At 63.4% G+C, this 22,341-nt stretch carries 26 protein-coding genes; 11 read left to right on the forward strand and 15 right to left on the reverse strand.

Features of this window, described 5'->3' with window-relative positions:
- Complete coding sequence (locus ACVJGD_RS07670; protein ID WP_456633783.1) at positions 1 to 783, reverse strand: AAA family ATPase; 783 nt, start codon at positions 781 to 783, stop codon at positions 1 to 3.
- A gap of 91 nt (positions 784 to 874) precedes the next feature.
- Between ACVJGD_RS07670 and ACVJGD_RS07675 the strand changes: the two genes are divergently transcribed.
- Positions 875 to 1,213, forward strand: coding sequence for a hypothetical protein (locus ACVJGD_RS07675; protein ID WP_456633784.1), 339 nt, complete (start codon positions 875 to 877; stop codon positions 1,211 to 1,213).
- A 177-nt stretch (positions 1,214 to 1,390) separates the two neighbouring features.
- On the opposite strand, the gene ACVJGD_RS07680 is transcribed toward ACVJGD_RS07675, so the two are convergent.
- The 3 genes from ACVJGD_RS07680 to ACVJGD_RS07690 form a co-directional block, all read right to left on the reverse strand.
- Positions 1,391 to 2,260, reverse strand: a complete 870-nt coding sequence (locus ACVJGD_RS07680) for a PCC domain-containing protein (RefSeq protein ID WP_456633785.1) — start codon at positions 2,258 to 2,260, stop codon at positions 1,391 to 1,393.
- Between the two features lie 2 nt (positions 2,261 to 2,262).
- A complete protein-coding gene (locus tag ACVJGD_RS07685) occupies positions 2,263 to 3,903 on the reverse strand; it encodes an acyl-CoA synthetase (RefSeq protein WP_456633786.1) in 1,641 nt (546 codons plus the stop codon).
- Between the two features lie 132 nt (positions 3,904 to 4,035).
- Positions 4,036 to 4,443: an SPW repeat protein gene (locus tag ACVJGD_RS07690; RefSeq protein WP_456633787.1), complete on the reverse strand. Its 408-nt coding sequence runs from the start codon at positions 4,441 to 4,443 to the stop codon at positions 4,036 to 4,038.
- 200 nt (positions 4,444 to 4,643) lie between these two features.
- Here ACVJGD_RS07690 and ACVJGD_RS07695 point away from each other — a divergent pair, with 200 nt between their 5' ends.
- Positions 4,644 to 4,934, forward strand: a complete 291-nt coding sequence (locus tag ACVJGD_RS07695; RefSeq protein WP_456633788.1) for a GNAT family N-acetyltransferase — start codon at positions 4,644 to 4,646, stop codon at positions 4,932 to 4,934.
- A 16-nt stretch (positions 4,935 to 4,950) separates the two neighbouring features.
- Positions 4,951 to 5,223, forward strand: coding sequence for a GNAT family N-acetyltransferase (locus ACVJGD_RS07700; RefSeq protein WP_456633789.1), 273 nt, complete (start codon positions 4,951 to 4,953; stop codon positions 5,221 to 5,223).
- 15 nt (positions 5,224 to 5,238) lie between these two features.
- Here the strand turns inward: ACVJGD_RS07700 and ACVJGD_RS07705 are convergent, their stop codons facing one another.
- Both ACVJGD_RS07705 and ACVJGD_RS07710 read right to left on the reverse strand, forming a co-directional pair.
- The gene (locus ACVJGD_RS07705) at positions 5,239 to 6,030 is read right to left on the reverse strand and encodes a fumarylacetoacetate hydrolase family protein (protein WP_456633790.1); all 792 of its coding nucleotides are present in this window, start codon (positions 6,028 to 6,030) and stop codon (positions 5,239 to 5,241) included.
- A 92-nt stretch (positions 6,031 to 6,122) separates the two neighbouring features.
- Complete coding sequence (locus ACVJGD_RS07710) at positions 6,123 to 6,524, reverse strand: DUF3597 domain-containing protein (protein WP_456633791.1); 402 nt, start codon at positions 6,522 to 6,524, stop codon at positions 6,123 to 6,125.
- Positions 6,525 to 6,826: 302 nt separating this feature from the next.
- On the opposite strand from ACVJGD_RS07710, the gene ACVJGD_RS07715 reads away from it, so the two are divergent.
- Both ACVJGD_RS07715 and ACVJGD_RS07720 read left to right on the forward strand, forming a co-directional pair.
- On the forward strand, positions 6,827 to 7,735 hold the full coding sequence (locus tag ACVJGD_RS07715) for a DUF2189 domain-containing protein (RefSeq protein WP_456633792.1): 909 nt from the start codon (positions 6,827 to 6,829) through the stop codon (positions 7,733 to 7,735).
- Positions 7,736 to 7,969: 234 nt separating this feature from the next.
- On the forward strand, positions 7,970 to 8,782 hold the full coding sequence (locus ACVJGD_RS07720; protein WP_456633793.1) for a lytic murein transglycosylase: 813 nt from the start codon (positions 7,970 to 7,972) through the stop codon (positions 8,780 to 8,782).
- A gap of 48 nt (positions 8,783 to 8,830) precedes the next feature.
- Here the strand turns inward: ACVJGD_RS07720 and ACVJGD_RS07725 are convergent, their stop codons facing one another.
- On the reverse strand, positions 8,831 to 9,175 hold the full coding sequence (locus ACVJGD_RS07725; RefSeq protein ID WP_456633794.1) for a hypothetical protein: 345 nt from the start codon (positions 9,173 to 9,175) through the stop codon (positions 8,831 to 8,833).
- A 756-nt stretch (positions 9,176 to 9,931) separates the two neighbouring features.
- Here ACVJGD_RS07725 and ACVJGD_RS07730 point away from each other — a divergent pair.
- The 4 genes from ACVJGD_RS07730 (at position 9,932) to ACVJGD_RS07745 (ending at position 13,094) form a co-directional block, all read left to right on the forward strand.
- Positions 9,932 to 10,084: a DUF1127 domain-containing protein gene (locus ACVJGD_RS07730; protein ID WP_456633795.1), complete on the forward strand. Its 153-nt coding sequence runs from the start codon at positions 9,932 to 9,934 to the stop codon at positions 10,082 to 10,084.
- 122 nt (positions 10,085 to 10,206) lie between these two features.
- On the forward strand, positions 10,207 to 11,640 hold the full coding sequence (gene trmFO, locus ACVJGD_RS07735) for a methylenetetrahydrofolate--tRNA-(uracil(54)-C(5))-methyltransferase (FADH(2)-oxidizing) TrmFO (protein WP_456633796.1): 1,434 nt from the start codon (positions 10,207 to 10,209) through the stop codon (positions 11,638 to 11,640).
- A 3-nt stretch (positions 11,641 to 11,643) separates the two neighbouring features.
- Positions 11,644 to 12,747: a serine/threonine protein kinase gene (locus tag ACVJGD_RS07740; RefSeq protein WP_456633797.1), complete on the forward strand. Its 1,104-nt coding sequence runs from the start codon at positions 11,644 to 11,646 to the stop codon at positions 12,745 to 12,747.
- 71 nt (positions 12,748 to 12,818) lie between these two features.
- Entirely contained in the window at positions 12,819 to 13,094 is a 276-nt protein-coding gene (locus tag ACVJGD_RS07745; RefSeq protein WP_456633798.1) for a DUF1488 family protein, read from the forward strand.
- Between the two features lie 8 nt (positions 13,095 to 13,102).
- Here the strand turns inward: ACVJGD_RS07745 and ACVJGD_RS07750 are convergent, their stop codons facing one another.
- From ACVJGD_RS07750 to yajC, 5 genes are read right to left on the reverse strand one after another with little or no spacing between them, the layout of a single operon-like run.
- Complete coding sequence (locus ACVJGD_RS07750; RefSeq protein WP_456633799.1) at positions 13,103 to 13,963, reverse strand: phytoene/squalene synthase family protein; 861 nt, start codon at positions 13,961 to 13,963, stop codon at positions 13,103 to 13,105.
- Positions 13,960 to 14,343, reverse strand: coding sequence for an Mth938-like domain-containing protein (locus ACVJGD_RS07755; protein ID WP_454619194.1), 384 nt, complete (start codon positions 14,341 to 14,343; stop codon positions 13,960 to 13,962). The genes ACVJGD_RS07750 and ACVJGD_RS07755 overlap by 4 nt, the downstream gene beginning before the upstream one ends.
- A gap of 6 nt (positions 14,344 to 14,349) precedes the next feature.
- Complete coding sequence (secF, locus tag ACVJGD_RS07760) at positions 14,350 to 15,375, reverse strand: protein translocase subunit SecF (protein WP_456633800.1); 1,026 nt, start codon at positions 15,373 to 15,375, stop codon at positions 14,350 to 14,352.
- A gap of 10 nt (positions 15,376 to 15,385) precedes the next feature.
- Positions 15,386 to 16,990 carry a protein translocase subunit SecD gene (secD, locus tag ACVJGD_RS07765; RefSeq protein WP_456633801.1) on the reverse strand — a complete coding sequence of 535 codons (1,605 nt, stop codon included), beginning with the start codon at positions 16,988 to 16,990 and terminating at the stop codon, positions 15,386 to 15,388.
- A gap of 38 nt (positions 16,991 to 17,028) precedes the next feature.
- Positions 17,029 to 17,391 carry a preprotein translocase subunit YajC gene (gene yajC / locus ACVJGD_RS07770; protein ID WP_456633802.1) on the reverse strand — a complete coding sequence of 121 codons (363 nt, stop codon included), beginning with the start codon at positions 17,389 to 17,391 and terminating at the stop codon, positions 17,029 to 17,031.
- A gap of 184 nt (positions 17,392 to 17,575) precedes the next feature.
- Between yajC and ACVJGD_RS07775 the strand changes: the two genes are divergently transcribed.
- Entirely contained in the window at positions 17,576 to 18,547 is a 972-nt protein-coding gene (locus ACVJGD_RS07775; protein ID WP_456633803.1) for an ATP-binding protein, read from the forward strand.
- 170 nt (positions 18,548 to 18,717) lie between these two features.
- On the opposite strand, the gene ACVJGD_RS07780 is transcribed toward ACVJGD_RS07775, so the two are convergent.
- The gene (locus ACVJGD_RS07780; RefSeq protein WP_456633804.1) at positions 18,718 to 20,088 is read right to left on the reverse strand and encodes a peptidoglycan DD-metalloendopeptidase family protein; all 1,371 of its coding nucleotides are present in this window, start codon (positions 20,086 to 20,088) and stop codon (positions 18,718 to 18,720) included.
- Positions 20,089 to 20,198: 110 nt separating this feature from the next.
- Positions 20,199 to 20,849 (reverse strand): protein-L-isoaspartate(D-aspartate) O-methyltransferase, encoded by a 651-nt coding sequence (locus tag ACVJGD_RS07785; RefSeq protein WP_456633805.1) that lies wholly within the window; start codon positions 20,847 to 20,849, stop codon positions 20,199 to 20,201.
- 289 nt (positions 20,850 to 21,138) lie between these two features.
- On the opposite strand from ACVJGD_RS07785, the gene ACVJGD_RS07790 reads away from it, so the two are divergent.
- Entirely contained in the window at positions 21,139 to 21,516 is a 378-nt protein-coding gene (locus tag ACVJGD_RS07790) for a response regulator (protein WP_225122443.1), read from the forward strand.
- A 22-nt stretch (positions 21,517 to 21,538) separates the two neighbouring features.
- On the opposite strand, the gene surE is transcribed toward ACVJGD_RS07790, so the two are convergent.
- A complete protein-coding gene (gene surE / locus ACVJGD_RS07795) occupies positions 21,539 to 22,306 on the reverse strand; it encodes a 5'/3'-nucleotidase SurE (protein WP_456633806.1) in 768 nt (255 codons plus the stop codon).
- Between the last annotated feature and the right edge of the window lie 35 nt (positions 22,307 to 22,341).

The following is a 22,341-nucleotide window of genomic DNA, read 5'->3' on the forward strand; positions in this document are numbered from 1 at the left end:
CTATTCCGTGAGCGCCGCTGTCACAAAGCCCGCCGGGTTCGCGTAGAACTCGCGCATCACCTTGTAGTGGTCGGTCTGCTCGACGGTAGTGGGCTCAAGGCCGTATTTCGTCAGCCGCAACAGCGTTGCGTTGGGATAGGCCATCAGCACTGGCGAGTGCGTGGCCATCAGCACCTGGCAATGTCCGATATCATCCATGCGCTTCAGCAGTTTCAGGAACTCGATCTGGCGCGCAGGCGACAGTGCAGATTCCGGCTCATCGAAGATGAAGATACCCTGCCGCTTGCAGCACTCGTTGAAGAAACGCAAAAAGCCTTCGCCGTGGGAGTGGGACAGGAAGTCCGGAGGGATGCCGCGACCAATCCCTGGAATAAATTCGTTGTTGACCTCATCCAGATATCTCGCAACAGAAAAGAAGCTTTCCGCCCGAAAGAACCAGCCATTGGTGATTTTCGGCAACCAGCTTGCGCGAAGCGCTGTCGACAGTTGCCCACCCATCTTCTCGATCGCCTTCGAGTGATCGACCGGCATGTACCCGTTTCTACCACCGGCCTCATCGAAGCCGGCCAGCACCGCAATTCCTTCCAAGAGCGTCGATTTACCGGTGCCGTTCTCGCCGACGACGATCGTGATCGCACGATCGAAGCTCAGCTCGAAATCATCCCGCAGCAAAGGCAAACAGAATGGATAAGCCTCCCGATCCGTGATGCGGGACGGATCGAGCCAGATGCGCTTGAGATAGGGCGCCGGCAGATTGATCGTTCGGCTTCTTCGCGAGGCCATGGCGTACCTAACAACCGACGCAGTTCAGAGCTTCAATCCCGAGTTGATTATCTGGCATAGACGACGGAACATAACAAGAACTATCCTGCCTATGAGCATCCGCTCCGCGCCAAGCGCCACCTACGCTCTCTTCCGTAATGCCATTCTCGGCGAGCAGCAGGTCGTCTGCACCTATGAGGGCCGGCCGCGCGAGCTTTGCCCGCACATCATCGGCACCAACAAATCAGGCGAAGAGGTCGTGCTGGCCTGGCAGTTCGCCGGCGAGAGTTCAGGCAGGCTCCCGCAATGGCGCTGCCTGCGGCTTGCCAATGTCCGCGATGCCCGCCTGCGCAAGGGACGCTGGCACGAAGGCGGCTCGCACCGCACCGAGCAGACCTGCGTCAGCACGATCGACCTCGACATCAACATTCACGTCCGCAAGCGGCGGTGAGGATGTTTGCGCCCTGGCCACCCGCGTCGATGCCAGCCCCTCATGGTGCGCTGTTGGAAAATTAGATCGGAATCGTAGGATGGGTAGAGCGCAGCGAAACCCATCATTCGGGCGGCTTGCTACGAGGTCGATGGGGTTCGCTGCGCTCTACCCATCCTACGGCATCGGGCTCGTCCCCTACCCCTCCTCGTCCAGCACCTCGAGCACGAGCTCCATCGTCATCAGCACCGGGTTGTCTCCGCGCACCAATGTTCCCTCGGCGATGCCCCCGAGATAGTCGACCAGCGCGACCTCGAGCTCGGCTTCGAGCTGGCCATCGGCATCGGGGGCGATCGTGCCGGCGTGGACTGCGAGCTCGGTCGCAAACGGCACCACCGTTCGGCCATCGGTGAAGCAGGCGCCAATGGTCGAGCCGACGCCGCCATGCAGGCGCGCGTGCAGGATGCCATGCAGGCGGCAGAACTTCTCCAGCGCGCAGGCAAAATCCTGGTTCGGGCGCAGCCGCAGCGCAAAAGCGCGGCTGGTGGTCTCCGCACTGGTCGCTGCGCGCGGCACCGGGCCGAACAGTTTGAAATTGGTCTCGGGATCGGGCTCGGCCACGAATGTTGCGCCGTCGAGACCGAAGGCCTGCACCTCGAAGGGCTCGGCGACAACAGTTTCCTCCGGCAGCATATGGCCGCCGTTGAAGCGGCCGGAGGCCTCGGTCCAAAATCCATGGCAGTGAAAGAACGGCGCGCCGTCGCGCTCGCCCAGCGTCATAGTGGCGAACTTGAGCCGAGTGATGCCGTCGGGGCGAAAGGTCTCGCTGTAGAACGCGGCGTTGGCACCGGTCTTCGACAGCGCCGGCATCACGTAGGCGAACGGGCCAAGCGCGCCGCCGCCTGCGCTGAGCACGCCGCCCGAAAATCCTTCCGCTGCAAAGCCGCGGCGGGCGGCTTCCAGCAGCGGAATGCCGGCCTGCAGCGTCAAGGAAAATGCGCGTCCGCGTGCTTCCACCCATTGAATGCGCTCGCGCGCAGCAGGACCCGGTTGGGCGATGCTGCGCATCGTCAGGTCTGCTTGGTGGAGATGTCGAGCAGCCCGCGCGCTTCCAGCTCATCGCGGATCAGGCGCTTGGGTATCTTGCCGTAGCCCGACTTCGGCAGCGCATCCCAGAAGAAGAAGCGCTTCGGCATCTTGTAGCGCGGCACCTTCGGCGAGAGATAGGCGGCAAGCTCCGCCTCGCTGACCGCGCTGGCACCCTCGCGCGCGACGCAGACGGCGACGCCGACCTCGCCCCAGAAGGGATCGGGGACGCCGAGCACGGCGACCTCGCCGACCGCCGGATGCGTCAGGATCTTCTCCTCTATCTCGCGCGGATAGATGTTGGAGCCGCCGGAGATGTACATGTCGGAAGCACGGCCGGTGATGTAGACAAATCCCTCCTCGTCCATGTGGCCGAGATCGCCGGTGCGAAACCAACCGTCGCGAAACGCCTTCGCGTTCGCTTCGGGGTTGTCGTAGTAGCCCGCGAACACCGCAGGCCCGATCACGCAGATCTCCCCGGTCTCGAACGGCTTCAGCTCGCGCCCCTGATCGTCCTGGATCGAGACCTGCATGCCGACGCGCTCGAAGCCGCAGGTGCCGATCCGCGCATGCGGGCCGTCCTCGGGATCGTGCAGCGCCGGCGGCAGCACGGTGATGTTGCCGGTGACCTCGCCCAAGCCGAAATACTGCACCAGCACGGCGCCGAGCTTCCGCATCGCCAGCTTCTGGTCCTCGCGGTACATCGGCGCGCCCGCATAGATCACGTGGCGCAGCGAGGAATGGTCGAACTGGTCGACGGCGGGATGCTCGACCATCATCTTGAGGATCGTCGGCACCGTGAAAAGGTTGCTGACGCGGTGCTGCTCGATCAGCCGGAACGTTTCGGCGATATCGAACTTCTCCGAAGGCAGCAGAATAGTCGGCACGCCGCGCGCGGCCTGCATGAGCTGATGGATGCCGGCGCCATGCGACAGCGGCGCGACCACGATCGAGGCATCCTGCTCGCTCACGCCGGGCGTCAGGTCGGCGAGATGATTTGTCACCACAAAGGCCATCTGGCCATGGGTCAGCACGGCGGCCTTGGAGCGCCCGGTGGTGCCGGAGGTGAAGAAGAACCAGCAGGGATCGTCATGCTCGACCGCGACATTATCGACCTTCGCGCCGGCATACGCCGTGATCGCGTCAGTAACGGTCCGCTCGCCAAAGCTCCCCTCTTCTCCAATCCGCCAGGTGAACTGCAGCGCGGGATTGGCGGCAGCGGCGGCATGCTCGGGAAAGTCGCCGTGGCAGAGAAAGGCCTTGGCGCCGGAGGCTGCGGCCAGATAGGCGACCTCGTCCGGCATCAGGCGAAAGTTGGTCGGAACCCAGACCGCGCCGAGGCGGAAAGCGGCGAACATCGACCAGAACATCTCGTCGCAGTTCTTGGAGTGGACGAGGATGCGGTCGCCCTTGACGATACCCTGCGCCGCGAGCGCAGCCGCAAGAGCGGAGACCAGGCCGTCGATCTCGCGCCAGGTCCAGCTTCGATCCCGCCAAATGAAGCCCGCGCGGTCGCCGTGCCGGCGCGCATTCTGGGTCACGATATGCGCCAGGTTCATAACCCGGCGCGACATCCGCAACTGTCCGCCGCGCGGCGCGGCCACGCTACCCGTCTCTCCGCTCATTTCCGTCCCATCGGGAGTTTCATCACGCGGGGCTTCTGGCCGCCCCTCTGCGGTTTATCGTCTCCGCACCGGGTTCGGCAAGGGCGGACGCGACCCCTCCGGCCGCCAGCCACCGCTTCGCCGCGAGGGCGGTCACTGCTGCGGATGGTCGGCGAGTTCCTGGTCGCTCCTGCCCCAGTCCTGCCAGAGTTGCAGCGCGCCCAGCAAGACCACCAGCGCGCCGAGGATCCCGTGCCAGACCTGCAGCATCGTGTCGCCGGAATAGCCGAACAGGAACGGCGAAGCGATCAACCAGCAACCGAGCACGATCGCCGAAACCTCCTCCCAGCGCTGCAGGGCGACATATTCGAGCTGGGCCAGGCCGAACACCAGCATGCCGATCACGAAGGTGTTGAGGATCATGATGCTGCGGTCGGCATCGACGACATCGCGGCCAGCCTGCATCGGAAACCACGGCGAGACCACGATCAGCACGCCGAGCAGCATGCCGAACCAGTCCTCCCAAGGCCTATGGGTGCTAAAGAAACGCTTATCCGACATGGTAGACCTCCCTGGAAAAGAGGCATACGTCAGCAGCCAGCGATCATGACATTGCAGTACCAAACGACCCATCCGGCCGCTTCGGGGCGTATGTCTTGAGAAAAACGTAGGCCGGTTATGATCTGCTTGCAAGGCTCGCCGGTCGGCAATTTGTTCACAGCCGCAGACGATGCGGCGATGCAAACAACGGGAATGAAATAATGGATGGAAGTGCGAACGACGCGGTCGTCAACAACCCCGGGCGCAAGCGCTACGAGCTGGTGGTCGACGGACATATTGCCGCAACCTACTACGAGAAAGCGGACGGTGTGATCACCTTCGTCCACACCGAGGTGCCGCCGGAGCTTGGCGGCAAGGGTATCGGCTCAAAGCTGGTCCGCGGGGCGCTGGACCAGGTGCGCGCCGAGGGCCTGAAGGTGATCGCGCAATGCCCATTCGTGAAGGCCTTCATCGAGAAGCACGCGGATTATCAGGATCTGCTGAAGCATTGAAGGCGACACATCAGACATGACCAAGGTCCGCAACAACGAGGCGCAAAGCCGGTTTGAACTCGACGTCGAAGGCGGCGTTGCCTTCGCGAACTACCGCACCACGCCGTCGGCGATCGTCATCACCCACACCGAAACGCCGCGCGCATTGCGCGGCCGCGGCATCGCCTCCGAACTCGTCAAGGGCGCGCTCGAATTGATCCGCGCCGACGGCCACAAGGTGATCGCCGGCTGCGGTTTCGTCGTCGACTATCTCGGCAAGCATCCCGAATACCGGGATCTCGTGGCGTAACGATCGGGTGTCCCGCTACACGATCCGGATCGACATGTCCGGCAGGCCCTCGAGCTTGCACAGCAGCACGTCGCCCCTGACCACCGGGCCGACATTTTCCGGCGTGCCGGAATAGATGATGTCGCCGGCCTTCAGCTCGAAGGCCTCCGACAGTTTTGCGATCTGCTCGGCGACGCTCCAGATCATGTTCCGCAGGTCCGAGTTCTGCCTGACGGCACCGTTGATCGCGAGCGAGATCGCGCCCTTGGTGAAATGTCCGGTCTTGGACGCCGGATGGATCGGGCCGAGCACGGCGGCGTGGTCAAAGCTCTTGCCGATCTCCCACGGCTTCTTTTCCGCGGCCATGCCGTTCTGCAAGTCGCGGCGCGTCATGTCGAGACCGAGCGCGTAGCCATAGACGTGGTCGAGCGCCTTATCGGCGGGGATATTGGTGCCGCCGGATTTCAGCGCGGCGACAAGCTCAACCTCGTGATGATAATTTTTCGTCAGGGACGGATAGGGATGATCGGCGACCGTCCCGATCGCAACGTTCTGGATCGCATCGGTCGGCTTCTGGAAGAAGAACGGCGGCTCGCGGGTCGGATCGGAGCCGCGCTCGATCGCATGCGCGGCATAGTTACGGCCGATGCAATAGATGCGGCGGACCTGGAATACCTCGCTCTCACCGACGATCGGGATTGTCGTCGCCGCCACGGGAAACATTGCCTTCGGCCCAACCTGCGCGTCGGCGGACGTGGCCTGCGCAGCCGTTCCCGCCAGCGCGAGCGCGCCGGTAGCGAGCATAGTTCTGCGATCGATCGTATTCATGGGCGTTCTCCTTCGTTGTTGTTGTTTGGCGCAGTCGATAAAAAAGGCCCGCGACGATCGCGGGCCTTCGAATGCTCAGTAGCAGCGTCGCCTTAATGCTTGATTTCCGGGGGCAGCTTGCCGCCATTGGCGGCGAGCTTGGCCATCACCTGCTTGTGCAGCCAGATGTTCATGCTGGCGGAATCGCTGGTGTCGCCGGTATAGCCGAGTTCCTTGGCGAGCTCCTTGCGCGCCGACAGGCTCGAATCGATGTCGAGCGCCTTCATCAGGTCGACGATCGATGTGCGCCACTCGAGCTTCTCCTTCTTCGCGGCAACGGCGTTGTCCAGGATCGGAGCGACATCGACAGTCTGCGCGGGCGCTGCGGCCGGCGCGGCCGTAGCGCTCGGCGAGGCGCCGGCGGGCGCGCTCCCCGCAGGCGCACCGCTGGCCGGCGCCGCAGTTGCTGTGCTGCTGCCGAAGATCGAGCTCATGATTTTTCCGAAAATGCTCATCGTTCGCTCCCAAAGGACTTGAGATGTGGTGTCAGGTGGTTCTCTCGGGGCTCTTTTTTTGACCGGCAGCACCTCGCCGGCTCGCACAGCGACTTTACCCGGCCCAACCAAGGTTGCCAATGCGACATTCACCGAAGCGTGAGCGCGTCTGTCCCGGTTTGGGAGTACCCTCACAATTCAGTTCGCGACATGGCCGGTTGGGTGTCTTCGCGTCTGGCCTGTTCGTGATCGCTTAGGAGACGGCACGTTGTGCCCCTCACTGGCGGGCACAGAAATGCGGCCGCCGGAGGGAGACAACGACCATGGCCACCTATCACGACAACGTCACATCACTGACGCAGAACGGACAGGAAGTCGCGGCTGCGCCCGAGATTCGTTCCATTGGTCTCGGCGATCTGCATCGCGCGCTGCAACTCGGCTGGGAAGATTTCAAGGCCGTACCAAGCCACGCCATCATCCTGTGCGTGATCTATCCGGTGTTGGGCCTGGTGCTCGCCCGCGTCGTGCAAGGCTATTCGGTGCTGCCGTTATTGTTCCCATTAGCCGCGGGCTTCGCCCTGCTCGGCCCGTTCGCGGCGATCGGTCTCTATGAACTCAGTCGCCGTCGCGAGAGTGGCGAAGAGCCTTCGGCATGGGACGCGATCGAGATCATCCGCTCGCCGTCATTCGGTGCCATGCTTGGATTAGGCACGCTGCTGTTCGCACTGTTCGTGAGCTGGATCGCCACGGCGCAAGCCATCTACGTCGCGGCGTTCGGCTATGCGACGGCGGCGGGAATTCCCGATTTCCTCACGCAGGTGCTGACGACAACGCATGGTTGGTGGCTGATCCTGGTCGGCTGCGGCGTCGGCTTCCTCTTCGCCCTGCTCGCGCTTTGCATCAGTGTGGTGTCGTTCCCGATGATGCTCGACCGCCACGCCACGACCGGTGAAGCCATGGTCACCTCGCTTCGCGCGGTCGCACGTAATCCGGTACCGATGGCGGCCTGGGGCCTGATCGTCGCAGTATTGCTGGTGCTGGGAACGTTGCCTTTCTTCCTCGGCCTTGCCGTCGTCATTCCCCTGCTCGGCCACGCCACCTGGCACCTCTACCGGCAGGTCATCCTTCCCGATCCCAATGTGCGGCCGCTCCCGCCACGTCCGCACGAGCGCAAGCCCGCTGCCGACTTCCCCGCCAATCTGTTCCCATGGCGGCGCAAAAACAGCGCATAGATCTTCGGCATTCTGTTCCGTCATCCCCGGCCTGGTGCGCGAGCACCTGACCGGGGATGCGCATGGTCCGGCTCCAGTACGTGACATCGCCTCTACGTGACATCGCCTCGACATGGTGGATTGACTTGCTTGTACAATGCCGACAAGCCTTGTTTTGGCCGCTCTTGCCGCAAACATTTTGGTAGCGTTTCGAGATTAGTGTCGATCATGCGTCGACATGGAGTGAACGATTTCATGGTCTTTCGCTTTTCCCTGCGGACTGCACTTGGAGCCCTGCTCCTGACCTGGACCACGCCTTCGTTCGCTGCGCCCTGCGGCAGCGGCTCGTTTGACGCGTGGCTGGACGACTTCAAGAAGGAAGCGGCGTCGAAGGGGATTTCGCAGTCGGCGATCCAGGCCGGCCTGAACGGCGTCACGCCCGACAAGAACGTGCTCACGCGCGACCAGTCGCAGAAGGTGTTCAGCCAGACCTTCGAGGAGTTCTCCGGACGCATGGTGCCGCCCCGGCTGACCCGCGGCGCCAACATGATGAAGCAATACGGCTCGGTGCTCTCCCGCATCGAGGAGGCCTACGGCGTACCCGGCGAAGTACTGGTGGCGATCTGGGGATTAGAGACCGATTTCGGCGTCAATATCGGCAAATTCGCAACCACGCGGTCGCTGGCGACGCTCGCCTATGATTGCCGCCGCTCCGACATGTTCAAGGCGGAGCTCCTGGATGCGCTCCGCATCATCGAGCGCGGCGATGTCGCGCCGCAGGAACTGCGTGGTGCGTGGGCTGGAGAGATCGGCCAGACTCAATTCATGCCGTCGAACTACATCAAATTCGCCGTCGATTTCGATGGCAACGGCCGCCGCGATCTCCTGCGCAGCCCGCCGGATGTGCTGGCCTCCACGGCCAATTTCCTCGCCAACCACGGCTGGCAACGCGGCAAGGATTGGCAGCAAGGCAGTCCGAACTTCGCCGTGATCCAACAGTGGAACAAGAGCGAGGTCTATGCGCGGACCGTCGCTTATTTTGCCACCCAGCTCACCCGCGTGCCCTAAGGCGCCGATCGCCGCGAGACGATCGGCGCCTTTGTGAAGCCTCGCTTCCTACTTCGCCTCGCCGGCGTGCATCGCCTTGTTCAGATGCGCCGCGCACACGCCCATCTTGCCACCGAGCAGAGCGTCCTGGGCTTGCGCAACCTCCTTTTGCGCTACGATTTTGCCTGGACCGTCCGCCATGTTTTCCACCGCGGATTCGGTCTTGGCGAGATTGTCTCCGCTGCAACCGGCGCTCACCTTAGCGGCGTGGGCAGGAACAGCGGAGTAGGCAACGACAGCCATCGCGGTAGCTGCGAGCAATGTCTTGAGCATGGTATTTTCCCCAGTTTCTATCTCTTGAACGGAAGCCGACGTCATTGCCGGAATCCGTGAAAGCAATTGTTCGACGATCATCGAAAAGTTCAGAATGAATTCCGCGCGATAGAGATGTGATCGGCGCCGCGAACAAAGCACGCATGCGCTGCATCGGTTTTTCATTACAGCCCAGTAAGGAAGGGCAAGCAGCGCGAGAGATCGCTGCCGCTACTCCAGCGTCCCGCCATCTCGCCCCACGACCGTGCCCCGGGTGATCGGGAGTCGAAGGTTCGGCAGTATCGGCGGCCAGCCTTTCCGATCGCGAACATCCTGGCGATCGGCCTAATGGTTCGGTGGTCCACCGGACGGACGATCCTGCCCGGGTTCGGGAATCCAACACCAATCCTGGTTCGCTAGGAATATCCTTTCTAAATCGACGCCATAAGGAATGATTTTCTATTCATTTTTAAACATCAAGCAGCATGCGAATCACGCATGAGGATCCAGCCACCTTGAGTCGTGCTCGCCCCGGCATCGCTTGGGTTCCAAAGCCGGACGTTGGATTTCAGGCCCGTCGGCAACCATATACGAGGAGCGCGACGGAGGTGCCACTCTCGTAACAAACCCGTGATTTTACGGAGCTTTTCTGATCGGAACAGGCGTTGGCGCGGGCGCGGTGGCATCCTCCCGGGCAGCTCAGCCGATGGGTTAATCGGGCCTTACCAGCGCCATGCATTTTCCACTTAGCTGCATCGCAACATAGGAACTACCGCACTGCATCAACTCAACTTATGTTCATTTCATCAACGATGATGCATCACACAAAGGCTGAATCGTAATTTCTAGGAGACTACCATGTTGCTCTCGCTCATCCGTATGATCCGGGCCTTCCGCGATTATCAGCGTAATGTTGCCGAGCTGTCGCAGCTTAGCGATCGCGAGCTGGCGGACATCGGCCTTGATCGGTCTGACATTCCGCGCGTGGCCGCCGGAAGCTACAACGGCTGATCATCGGTCAGCCCCGACGAACGGATAACGCCCGCTCTTCGTGCGGGCGTTCTCGTTTTCCCTCCCCAGTTTCCCTGCCGGTTTCAGATGCACTCGCGGACAAAACGCGGTAACCCTGCGCGATGACTGCGACCAAGCCTTCTCCAGATCCCGTCCATATCATTGGCGCCGGCCTTGCCGGTTCTGAAGCCGCCTGGCAGGTCGCGAGCGCCGGCGTCCGGGTGGTGCTGCACGAGATGCGCCCGCAGCAGATGACCGAGGCCCATCGCACCGACGGCCTTGCCGAGCTCGTCTGCTCCAATTCCTTCCGCTCCGATGACGCCGCCAACAATGCGGTCGGCCTGCTGCATGCCGAAATGCGCCGGCTCGGCTCCCTGATCATGCGCGCCGCCGACGCCAACCAGGTACCTGCCGGCGGGGCGCTGGCGGTCGATCGCGAGGGATTTTCCGCTGCCGTCACCAAGGCTCTCAACGATCACCCCTTGATCGAGATTCGCCGCGAGGAAATCGCAGGCCTCCCGCCCGCCGAGTGGCGCAACGTGATTGTCGCGACGGGCCCCCTCACCTCGGCGCCGCTGGCGGAGGCCATCCGCGAGTTTACGGACGAAAACGCACTCGCTTTCTTCGATGCGATCGCGCCGATCGTGCACAAGGATTCGATCGACATGAGCGTGGCGTGGTTCCAGTCGCGTTACGACAAAGTCGGCCCAGGCGGCACCGGCGCCGACTACATCAACTGCCCGATGACCAGGGAGCAATACGACGCCTTCGTCGACGCGCTGCTGGCTGGCGAGAAGGTAGACTTCAAGGACTGGGAGACCAACACCCCCTATTTCGACGGCTGCCTGCCGGTCGAGGTGATGGCCGAACGCGGTCGCGAGACCCTGCGGCATGGACCGATGAAGCCGGTCGGCCTCACCAATCCGCACGATCCCACAGCCAAGCCTTACGCGATCGTACAGCTTCGCCAGGACAACAAGCTCGGCACGCTCTACAACATGGTCGGCTTCCAGACCAAGCTCAAGCATGGCGCGCAGCAGCGCGTGTTCCGCACCATTCCGGGCCTCGAACACGCCGAATTCGCCCGGCTCGGCGGGTTGCACCGCAACACCTTCCTGAACTCGCCCAAGCTTCTGGATTCGCAACTACGGCTTCGCGCCGAGCTACGCTTGCGCTTCGCCGGCCAGATGACCGGTTGCGAAGGCTATGTGGAGTCCGCCAGCATCGGCCTCTTGACCGGCCTCTATGCCGCAGCGGACGCCCGCGGGCATTCGCTGGCGCCGCCGACCCCGACCACGGCGCTGGGCGCGCTGCTCGGCCACATCACCGGCGGCCATATCGAGACCATCGACACGGGACCGCGCTCATTCCAGCCGATGAACATCAATTTCGGCCTGTTCCCGCCGCTGGCCAGCCCGCCGACGAAGAAACCCGACGGCACGCGTCTCCGCGGCAACGAGAAGACGGTAGCGAAGAAGCAGGCGATTTCCGCCCGCGCGCTCGCCGATCTCGACCGCTGGATATCGGACCATCTCCACATCGCGGCGGCGGCTTGAGCCATGAGCTTGCCGAAAGACGACGCCGCCACGTTGTCGGCGCGATGGCGCGAAGGTGTCCTGCTTAAGCGCGACGTGTTCTCGACCGTCGAACGCGGCCGTTTCCACGGCGAGAGCGGCGAAACCGATGCGGTGCTGCGCCGGCTCGACCAGGTGCCGTTCTGGTCGTTTCCACTGGCGTTGCACCTGTTTTCCCGCGAGCGCCGGGCGCTGTCGCTGGCCCGCGACCTCGACGTCGGACCGAAGCTGCTATGGGCTGGCCAACGCGCGCTGGTGCGCGGGTTTATCGACGGCGTGGCGCTGCACCTGGCCAAGCCGCATGGCGATGTCGCCTATTTCCGTTCGGCCAAGGACGCGCTGCGCAAACTGCATCGCGCCGGCATCTGCCACAACGATCTCGCCAAGGAGCAGAACTGGCTGGTCGGCCGCAACGGCCGCGCCTATCTCACCGATTTCCAGCTCGCCGCCTGTTTCAAGCGCCGCAGCCGCCTGTTCCGCATCGCGGCCTACGAGGATTTGCGGCATCTGCTGAAGCACAAGCGCAGCTATGCACCCGATGCGCTGACCCCGAAGGAACGCAAGATCCTCGCGCGCAAGTCAGTCGTCGCCAGCGTCTGGCTCAAGACCGGCAAGAAGGTCTACCAGGCTATCACCCGCGGACTCTTCAATTTCACCGATCGCGAAGGCGGCGGCCGGCGGCTGGTCAACGATGCGCCGGTCCTGGTCGATCTGATCCGGCGGAACCCTGATGTTCGCGACACCGCGATCGTCGCCTTCGCCGACCGCCGGGTCGGCGTCGGGCTCTATGCTTTCGTGGAAGCCGACGAGGTCGCGCTGGAGAAGAAGCTGCGCAGCACGCTTGCTTCAGCCAAGGGCGTCAAGCCGCCCGAGCATATCCAGGTCGTCCATGCGCTGCCTCGCGACGCCGCGGGCAAGCCGCGCACGGAAATATTGCAACTCGTGGCGATGAACCAGATCGACCTGATCGAGCCAATGATGCGGAACGAGGCCGACCGCGCGTTCCTCAGGGACATCCTTGAGCAGCGCAAGAACCTTCGCGACCGATTCAATTTCGAAGTCGCGGAAATGGACCGGCTGACGCGCTAACCATCGGCGTCGCCACCTCAAAGCCATCGTTGCGAAACAATCTTGGAATCAACGCCAAGGAGAGTGTTTCGATGCCGCTGACGCGTGGCAAGATTGGTGGGCATGATTCCGAACGGCTGGCGTTCACGTTCACGATGCTGAACGAGGGCGAAACCGTGGAGTGTCAGATCAGCGACGCCGCGATGGACGAGCTTGCGGGGACGCGCGGCACGCCGAGCATGGCGCGGCAGGGACAGTTTGTGTCGCTGCGCGACGACATCGAGAGGATCGCGTCCGATCTGTTCGATACCGGCCCTGTCGTGAAGGGCCGCACGATCAGGATCTTCACCAAGCATATCCAAAAGTAGCGCGGGTACTAGCCGCCGAACTCCACTCGCCGTGAAGCCCGCCACACGGTCCACAGCACCCGCAGCCGTGACGTCACCTGCGGCACGAAAGGATCGCTGCCGGCCCGCGACATCCGCGCAAGATTGCGCTCGGTCAACGCCAATGGCAGGAAAATCGGCCGTACCGCCCGCGGAACCGTCGGCAGCAGCGAGAGCGTGGTCTTCAGATGACCCTTCGCCTCGCCGATGAGTTGGTCCATCGCTGCGCGTAGCTGCGGCGTCTGCTTGCCGGAGAACACGTCTTCAATGTCCCCGCCATGCTGCTCAAGGACCTGCAGCGGCAGGAACAATTGTCGCCGCGAAGCGTCGCGCGGCAGCGCGACGATCACTTGCGCGATACCTTGCGCGAGCCCGGCGTGCTGCGCGAGGTGATCGATCTCCTCCGACGGTCGCGCCATCACGCGCGCTGCGAGCAAGAACAGCGCCGAGACGGTCTCGGTGAGATAGCCCTCGAGCGCCGCCATCGACGGCATCGGATCGTTGTAGAGATCGAACTGGTGCTGCTCGATCAGCCGCGACAGCGGCTCGACGGGCAACCGGAAATTCCTGATCGCGAGCAACAGCTCCGCGGCGACCGGGTTGCCCTCGACGCTGCCATGGCCGCTGCCTGCGAGCATGTCGGTCCACCATTGCAGGCGGATCTCGCCGGGCAAGGGCTGGCTGACCAGCTCGTGAACGCGGGAAATCTCGGTGTTGAAGGCGTAGATCGCGAGCAGTGCACGGCGCTCGACCGCAGGCACGAACAGCGTGGACGCATAGCGCGCGAAATCATGCGTGCGCACCAGATCGGCGCAGAACGCCGCGGCGTCCGTGCGGCCGGGCTCGGTCATGGCACCGCAATCAGCGCCGCCGCCACCCGCCGACGCTCGCCCATCATGATGTTGTAGGTGCGGATCGCAGGTCCCGTCTGCATCGTATCCAGCACCACATGCACCGCACGCAAGGCGTCGCGCAGCGCCTTGGGCGCAATCCATACTTCCGTGCCGGTGCCGACGATCAGCGTGTCGATGATGTTGGCTTTCGCGAACACGCGCTCGAGCGAGTATCGGTCGATCTGCTGCGGCGCCGTCACCGGCCAGGCCCAGATCCCATCGGGCAGGCAGAGCAGCGAGCCGCGATGCGACATGTCGGCGAACGCAAAGCCGCCCTTGCCGTAGGCATCGATCGGCGCCGACCTCGGAAGATGTGGGGCGTCCGAGGATTGAGCCATGGTTCGCTACTTCTTTATCGCCGCTTCCGGTTTCTTGGCCGGGGTCTCCGGCGTATCACCCCGCGTCGTTCCGACGCCGAGATAGATCAGGATCGGCGCTGCGATGAAGATCGAGGTGTAGGTGCCGACCAGCACCACGCCGAACATCATCACGGCAGTGAAGCTGTGGATGGCATGGCCGCCGAACAGGAGCAGCGCCAGCAGCGCCAGCGTTACGGTGACGTGAGTGATGATCGAACGCGACAGCGTCGAGTTGATCGATTCGTTCAGGAGCTGCGGCATCGGCATCTTCTTGTAGCGCCGCAGCATCTCGCGGATTCGGTCATAGATCACGACCGTATCGTTGAGCGAATAGCCGAGAATCGTGAGCAGCGCCGCGATGCTGGTGAGGTCGAAATCGACCTGGGAGATCGACATGAAACCGATGGTCAGCACGATATCGTGGACGTTGGCGATCATCGCGCCGAGCGCGAACTGCCATTCGAAGCGGAACCAGAGATAGATCAGGATGCCGACGATCGCGAGCATCAGGCCGAGCATGCCGTAGGCCAGGAGCTCGCCGGAGACGCGAGGTCCCACCACCTCGACGCGGCGATAGTCGACGGAATCGCCGAGCGCGCCGCGGACCTTCTGCACGGCCTCCTGCTGGGCGCTGTCACCGCCGGGCTGCTCGGCGACACGGATCAGGACGTTTGCCGGACCGCCGAACTGCTGCAACTGGACCTCGCCGAGGTTCAGGCTGCTGAGCGTGGCGCGCATCGCGGCGATATCGGCGTTGCCGGACTTGGCCTGCACTTCCAGAAGCGTGCCGCCCTTGAAGTCGATGCCGAAGTTCAGGCCGTGAGTGAAGAACAGCGTGATCGCCACCATCGAAAGCAGCGCCGAGATCGGGAAGCTGATGCGACGGAAGCGCGTGAAATCGAAATGCGTGTTATCCGGGACGATGCGCAGCGGCGGCAGGATGCCGAGCGCGGCGACGACGGTCAGCACGACGATCAGTATGCCAAGGCCGATGAGAACGTAATGAGTCACAACAGGCCTCTCAGATCGGCACGGTCTTTTGCGGCCGCTTCCACCACACCCACCACGCGACGATCAGCCGGGTGAGCGTAAACGCGGTGAAGACCGTGGTAATGATGCCGATCCCGAGCGTGACGGCGAAGCCGCGCACCGGGCCGGTGCCGATGTAGAACAGCACCGCAGCGGCGATGAAGGTGGTGATGTTGGAGTCGAGGATGGTCGCGAGCGCGCGCTTGAAGCCGGCATCGATCGCCGAGATGGCGTTGCGCCCGCTTCGCAGTTCCTCGCGGATACGCTCATAGATCAGCACGTTGGAGTCCACCGCGATGCCGACGGTAAGCACGATGCCGGCGATGCCGGGCAGCGTCAGCGTGGCGTTCAGAAGCGACAACAGGCCAAAGATCATCGCGACGTTGATGGTCACCGCGATATTGGCGAACACGCCAAACAGCCGATAGGTGATCAACATGAACACGATGACCAGGATCGAGCCGACATAGGCCGCAAGTTCGCCCTTCTCGATCGAATCCTGGCCGAGCCCCGGACCGACCGTGCGTTCCTCGATCACGGTCAGCGGCGCCGGCAACGCGCCGGCGCGCAAGAGGATCGCGAGATCGTTGGCGGACTGGACGGTGAAGTTGCCGGAGATCTGACCCTGCCCGCCGGTGATCGGCTCGCGGATCACAGGCGCGGAGATCACCTCATTGTCGAGCACGATGGCGAAGGGCTGGCCGACATTCTCAGTCGTGGCCTGGGCGAATTTCCGCGCGCCCGAGGTGTTGAAGCGGAAACTGACGATCGGCTCGCCGGTGCGCTGGTCGAATCCCGGCTGCGCGTCGGTCAGGTCGCCGCCGGAGACCAGCACCTGCTTCTTGATGACGTAGGGGACCTTCGGCGTCGACGCGCTCATCAGGACTTCGGAATCGGGCGGAACCCTGCCCTGCTGGGCCTGGTCGGGCGACACCGAGGAGTCGACCATGCGGAATTCCATCTTCGCGGTCTTGCCGAGCAGTTCCTTCAGGCGCGTCGGGTCCTGCAGACCCGGCACCTGCACCAGGATGCGGTCGGTGCCCTGGCGCTGGATCACGGGCTCGACGGTGCCAAGCTGGTTGACGCGGCGCTCGACGATCTGGATCGATTGCTCGATGGTCTGGCGGATGCGCTCGGTGATGGCGGCCTGTGGCACGGTCAGGCGGATCAGCCCGCCGCCGGCATCGGACACTTCGAGGCTGCGCTGGCCGCTCGAACCGAGCAAGCCGCCGAGCGGCTGCGAGAGTTCGCGCAACTTCGAGAGCGCGGTCGGCAGGTCGGTGTCGCGGCTGATCCGCACCTCCACGGCGTCATTGCGCGCGTTGAGACCGGTGTAGCCGATCTTGGCGTCGCGCAGCACGCGCCGCGCATCGTCGCGAATCTGATCGAGCTTCTCTTTCCTCACATAGTTGGAATCAACCTCGAGCAGCAGATAGGAGCCGCCCTGCAGGTCGAGGCCGAGCACCAGGCGCCGCTGCGCCCATGCCGGCCAGGTCTTGACCTGGGATTCCGGAAAGAAGTTCGGCACGGCGCAAAGGCACACTACGAGCGCCGTGAGAATGATTCCCAGCGCCTTCCACCGCGTGAAATACAACATCGAGTTGACCTGTCAGATCAGAAAATGCGGCGTGACAATCAGTTCGCTGATGTCTCGTCCTTGGCCTCGGCCTTTTCCTTCGCCGGCTCGCCCTTGGTACGCACGCCCGAGATCATCTGCCGCATCTGCCGCACCCGGACGCCATCGGAGATTTCGAACTCGATCTGGTCGTCGTCGACCACCTTGGTCACCTTGCCGACGAGACCGCCCGAGGTCACGATGGTGTCGCCGCGCCGGATGTTTTTCACGAGTTCGGCATGGTCTTTCACTTTCTTCTGCTGCGGGCGCAGAATCAGGAAATACATGATCACGAAGATCAGCGCGAACGGCAAAAGCGACATCAACATGCTGTTGGCATCGCCGCCGGCGCCAGCCTGGGCAAACGCAGGAGTAATCAGCATTCGGACAATCCTCGTGAGACGGGAGAAGGACCGGCGACGCCTGGCGCGTCAAGCCCGGTCCGGGGCAAATTCGCGCGGACTATAGCGGCGGCCAGCCCAATTGCAACGTTAACAGCCCCTCATTTAGGCCGCTTGCGGCAGCCGCCAAGGCCCGTTAAAGGCTGCCCCGTCAGGAACTGCGCAAATGTCGAAAAAAGCCAAAAAATCAGCGCCTCGCGCCATGCCTAAACTGGCCTCCCAAGGCCCCCGCAAAACCGCGACAAAAGGTCCGGCAAGCGAGCTCAACGCCGATACCGGGAAGCGGATCGCGAACGCCCTCGAGGCGATCGCGCGCCACCTCTCCGCCGCCGCCCCGGACGCGGATGCAAGCGAGCAGCTTGCTGCGGCCGACGCCTTCGTCTGGCATCCGGACGGGCGGCTCGCGCAGGTCGCCCGCGTCAGCCGCGTCGAGATCTTCCTGCTCAAGGGCATCGACCGGATGCGCGACATCCTGATCGAGAACACCGAGCGCTTCGCCAATGGGCTGCCCGCCAACAACGCGCTGCTCTGGGGCGCGCGCGGCATGGGAAAATCCTCGCTGGTGAAAGCCGCGCATGCCAGCATCAATCTCGATCGCAAGCCTGCCGATCGGTTGAAGCTGATCGAGATCCATCGCGAGGACATCGAAAGCCTGCCGGCGCTAATGGAAGTGCTGCGCGCCTCCGATTTCCGCTTCATCGTGTTCTGCGACGACCTCTCCTTCGACGGCAACGACGCCTCCTACAAATCGCTGAAGGCGGTGCTCGAAGGCGGCATCGAGGGACGGCCTGAGAACGTCATTCTCTATGCCACCTCCAACCGGCGGCATTTGCTGGCGCGCGAGATGATCGAGAACGAACGCTCGACTGCGATCAATCCCGGCGAAGCGGTCGAGGAGAAGGTCTCATTGTCCGACCGCTTCGGCCTGTGGCTCGGCTTCCATCGCTGCAGCCAGGACGAATACCTCGCCATGGTCAAAGGCTATTGCGACCATTTCGGCATCAAGATCGGCGACGAGGAATTGGAGCGCGAGGCGCTGGAATGGTCGACCACCCGCGGCTCCCGCTCCGGCCGCGTCGCCTGGCAGTTCACGCAGGAATTGGCCGGCCGGCTTGGGGTCAAGTTGAGCGCGAAATAACGGGAAGTCTCGCGGCACTGACAGCCGTCATTCCTTGCGAAAGCGGGGAATCCAGTACGCCGCGGCCTCTCCGCTCAACTACGACTGTCTCCAAATACTGGATCGCCCGGTCAAGCCGGGCGATGACAGCGTCCCTGTGATGAGAAGTCCCGCGGGCTCCAGCCCGTGCCTCACGCGCCGTTGAGGAATTGCAGCGGGTCAACGGGAGATGATCCCTTGCGGATCTCGAAGTGAAGCTGCGGCGAACTCACCTCTCCCGACTGGCCCGACTTGGCAATCACCTGGCCGCGCTTGATCGTATCGCCGCGCTTCACCAACAGCTCACTCGCATGGGCATATGCGGTGACGTAGCCGTTGGAGTGCCGCACCAGGATCAGATTGCCATAACCCTTCAATTCGTTGCCGGAATAGGCGACCACGCCATCCTCGGCGGCCTTTACCGGCGTGCCCTCGGGCACCGCGAGATTGATGCCGTCATTGGACTTGCCGTTGGTCTTGGCGCCATAGCCGGTGATCACCTTGCCGCGGGCCGGCCAGCGGAAGGTCGGCAATGAGCTGGTGGTCTCGCTCGGCTTGACCGCCACCGGTTCCGCGGCCGGCGCAGGCGCTTCGACATTCGCCGCGGGCTGGACCAGCCGGGCGGCTTGTGGCTGCGCGGCCGCGACCACCTTCGGTGCCGGAGCGGTCGGCGCGGCAAGGGGCGCGGGTGCAGGCGCCGGCGCTGCGGGCGCAGCCGCGGCCGTCTTGGCCCCCGGGACGGTCAATTTCATGCCGAGGCTGAGCTTGGCCGACTGGTCGAGATGGTTGGCCTTCGCAAGCTCGGCCGGCGAGATGTGATGCTGGCGCGCGATGCTGTGCAGCGTGTCGCCCTTGTTGACGTAGTGGAAGCCGCCGGCCGTTGCCGCAACGGCGACCGGCTTGCTCGCCGGCGGCGCCACAGCGGGTGCCGGCGCGGCCGCGACGGCAGCCGGGCGCGGGATGATCAGTTGCTGGCCCGGCGACAGCGCACGCGGCCCCTTGTAGCCGTTGGCGCGCAGGATCTCGGCGGTCGAGACGTTGTAGCGTTTCGACAGCACTTCGAGCGTGTCGCTGGTGCCGACGATGATCGCGGTGCCGCCATGGCCCGCGGGCGCGCGGGCCACCGACTGCGGCACCGTGCCGGTCGTCTCAAGGCGCGGCGGCTGTTGTGGCGGCGCGTAGGACGCCACCCCTCGCCCGCCCCCGGACACGCCGGAGTTCGAGACCGGATAGGATTGCGGCGCAGCAACCGGCGGCGGCAACGGCTGGGACTGATAGGGTTGCGACTGCGGATAGGGCGATTGCGGCCGCGCATATTGCGGCAGCTCACGCCGTTCGACCGACTGCTGCGGCACCGAGCCGGTCGACTGGGGCTCGAAGGCGAAGGGGTTGTTGGAATAGGAGTTTTGCGAGAAGCGCGTCGACATGTCGGCGCTGCACCCAGCAAAACCGAACGACATCAGCGCCAGCACCGCGACCTGCGGCGCACGGCGCGAGCGAAGCAACTCAACGAGAGCGGACATGGTTACTCACTCGTACGCAACAAAATACTGTTTTGAGTAAACACGTACCGAGTAAATAACCGCTTAACCTTCGGAATAAGGTATTGGCGCGAGGCAGCAATCCCCAAACTCTACAGTTCCCGCGCCACCCCCGGCAGGGCCGGCACGAAGCGCACGTCGACCAATTCCTTGCGCTCGAAGCCGGTCTCGGTCCTGGTCACGCGGACCAGCGTCTGGGTACCATGGTGTGGGCCGACCGGCGCGATCAGGATGCCGCCGACCTCGAGCCGCTGCAAAAGCTTCTCCGGAATCTGCTCCATCGCCGCGGTGACGATGATGCGGTCGAAATCGCCGGCGCCGGCGGGCACCTCAAAACCGTCGCCGAGCATGACCTCGATATTGTAGTAGCCGAGCTTCTCCAGCCGCTGGCGGGCCGTATCGGCCAACGTCCGGTAGCGCTCGATGGTCAGCACATGCTTGCACAGCCGCGAGAGGACCGCGGCCTGATAGCCGGAGCCGGTGCCGATCTCGAGCACGCGGTGGTCCCGCTTGAGCTGGAGCTGTTCGGTCATGTAGGCGACCACGAAGGGCTGGCTGATGGTCTGCCCGCAGGCGATGCCGAGCGCGCTGTCTCGGTATGCATGTTCGCGGTCATGGGCCTCGACGAAGCGCTCGCGCGGCACCTCCTCCATCGCACGGAGCACCGACTGGTCGCTGATGCCGCGCCGCCTGAGCGTGAGCTGAAACATCATTTTCTCGGGTGGCTCAGATGTGGTGGCCATAGCGGGTCTCGTAAGCTTGCTGCCGCGGCACGGTTGCCGCGCACGATCCTAGCCGATTAATGCCACTCCAATTCGAAATCCCGCGTTAAGGAAAATTTTCCTCACGATCGCGTTCCCTCGCCGGAACCATCGCCATGGCCCGGCGTTGGGCGAGCAGTATTTTATACCCGATATGATCGGCAACGACGCACGATCGAGGCTCTGCGAGGCGAGCGTGAGTGCGAACGTTTACGTTGCGCCTGCGGGAGATATTTGCGAACGTGGCGCGGGGACAGGCAAGGATTCCGTCATGACTGCCACACGGCCTGAGGGCTGTTCTGTGTTTCTCGTCGAGGACGAGGTCATGATCCGGATGATGGTCGCCGACATGCTGGAAGAGCTGGGTCACAGCGTAGCGGCCGAGGCCGGGGAGATTTCAGAGGCGGTCAAGCTCGCGCAATCGACCGAGTTCGACCTCGCGATCCTCGACGTCAATGTCAACGGCAAGGTGATCACGCCGGTCGCCGAATTGATCAACGCGCGCAACCGTCCCTTCATTTTCGCGACCGGCTATGGCTCGTCGGGCCTGCCGGAGGAATATCGCGACCGCCCCGCGCTGCAGAAACCATTCCAGCTTGAAACGCTCGCCCAACTGATCGACAGCACGCTGAAGAGCGCGCCTGTCTAAGCATCAACGAACGCGGCGAAGCCTATTTCAGCGTCGACGTCAGCGTTTCCGAGAACGCTTCATCGGTGCGGTCAAGCCGTAGCGGTGTCACCGACACGTAGCGCGCCGCAAGCGCCGCGAGATCGGTGCCTTCCGCGGGCGGGTCCATCATCGCCGTGCGCTCGAAACCGATCCAGAAATACGGATTGCCACGGCCATCGCGCCGCTGGTCGATCTTCAGGAAACCAAGATTGCGCTTGCCCTGCCGGGTGACGCGGATGCCCTTGACGTCGTCAGGCACGCAGGCCGGAAAATTGACATTGATCACCGTGTTCTTCGGGATGCCGGCATCCATCACCTTGCGCACGATGTCGGGGCCGAATTGCAGCGCCGTGTCCCAGAGCGGCTTCTCACGGGTCTCGAGGCTGAATTCCTGCGACAGCGCAAATGACGGCAAGCCCAGAATGGTGCCCTCAAGCGCGCCGGCGATGGTGCCGGAATAGACCACGTCCTCTGCGACGTTGCGGCCCTTGTTGACGCCCGACAGCACGAGATCTGGCAGTTTGGCACCCAGGATATGGCGCGCGCCCATGATCACGCAGTCCGTTGGCGTCCCCCGGACGGCAAAGTGGCGCGGGCCGATCTCACGCAACCGCAAAGGATCGTTCAGCGACAGCGAATGCGACACGCCGGACTGGTCGAGCTCCGGCGCCACGATCCAGACATCGTCGGACAAAGCGCGCGCGATCTGCTCGACGACCTTCAACCCGGGCGCGTGGATGCCGTCATCGTTGGTGCAGAGAATTCGCATCCGTCCAAAATGCCTCGTTCAATTCCTGGTAACAA

The sequence above is a fragment of the Bradyrhizobium sp. USDA 10063 genome (assembly GCF_054063735.1).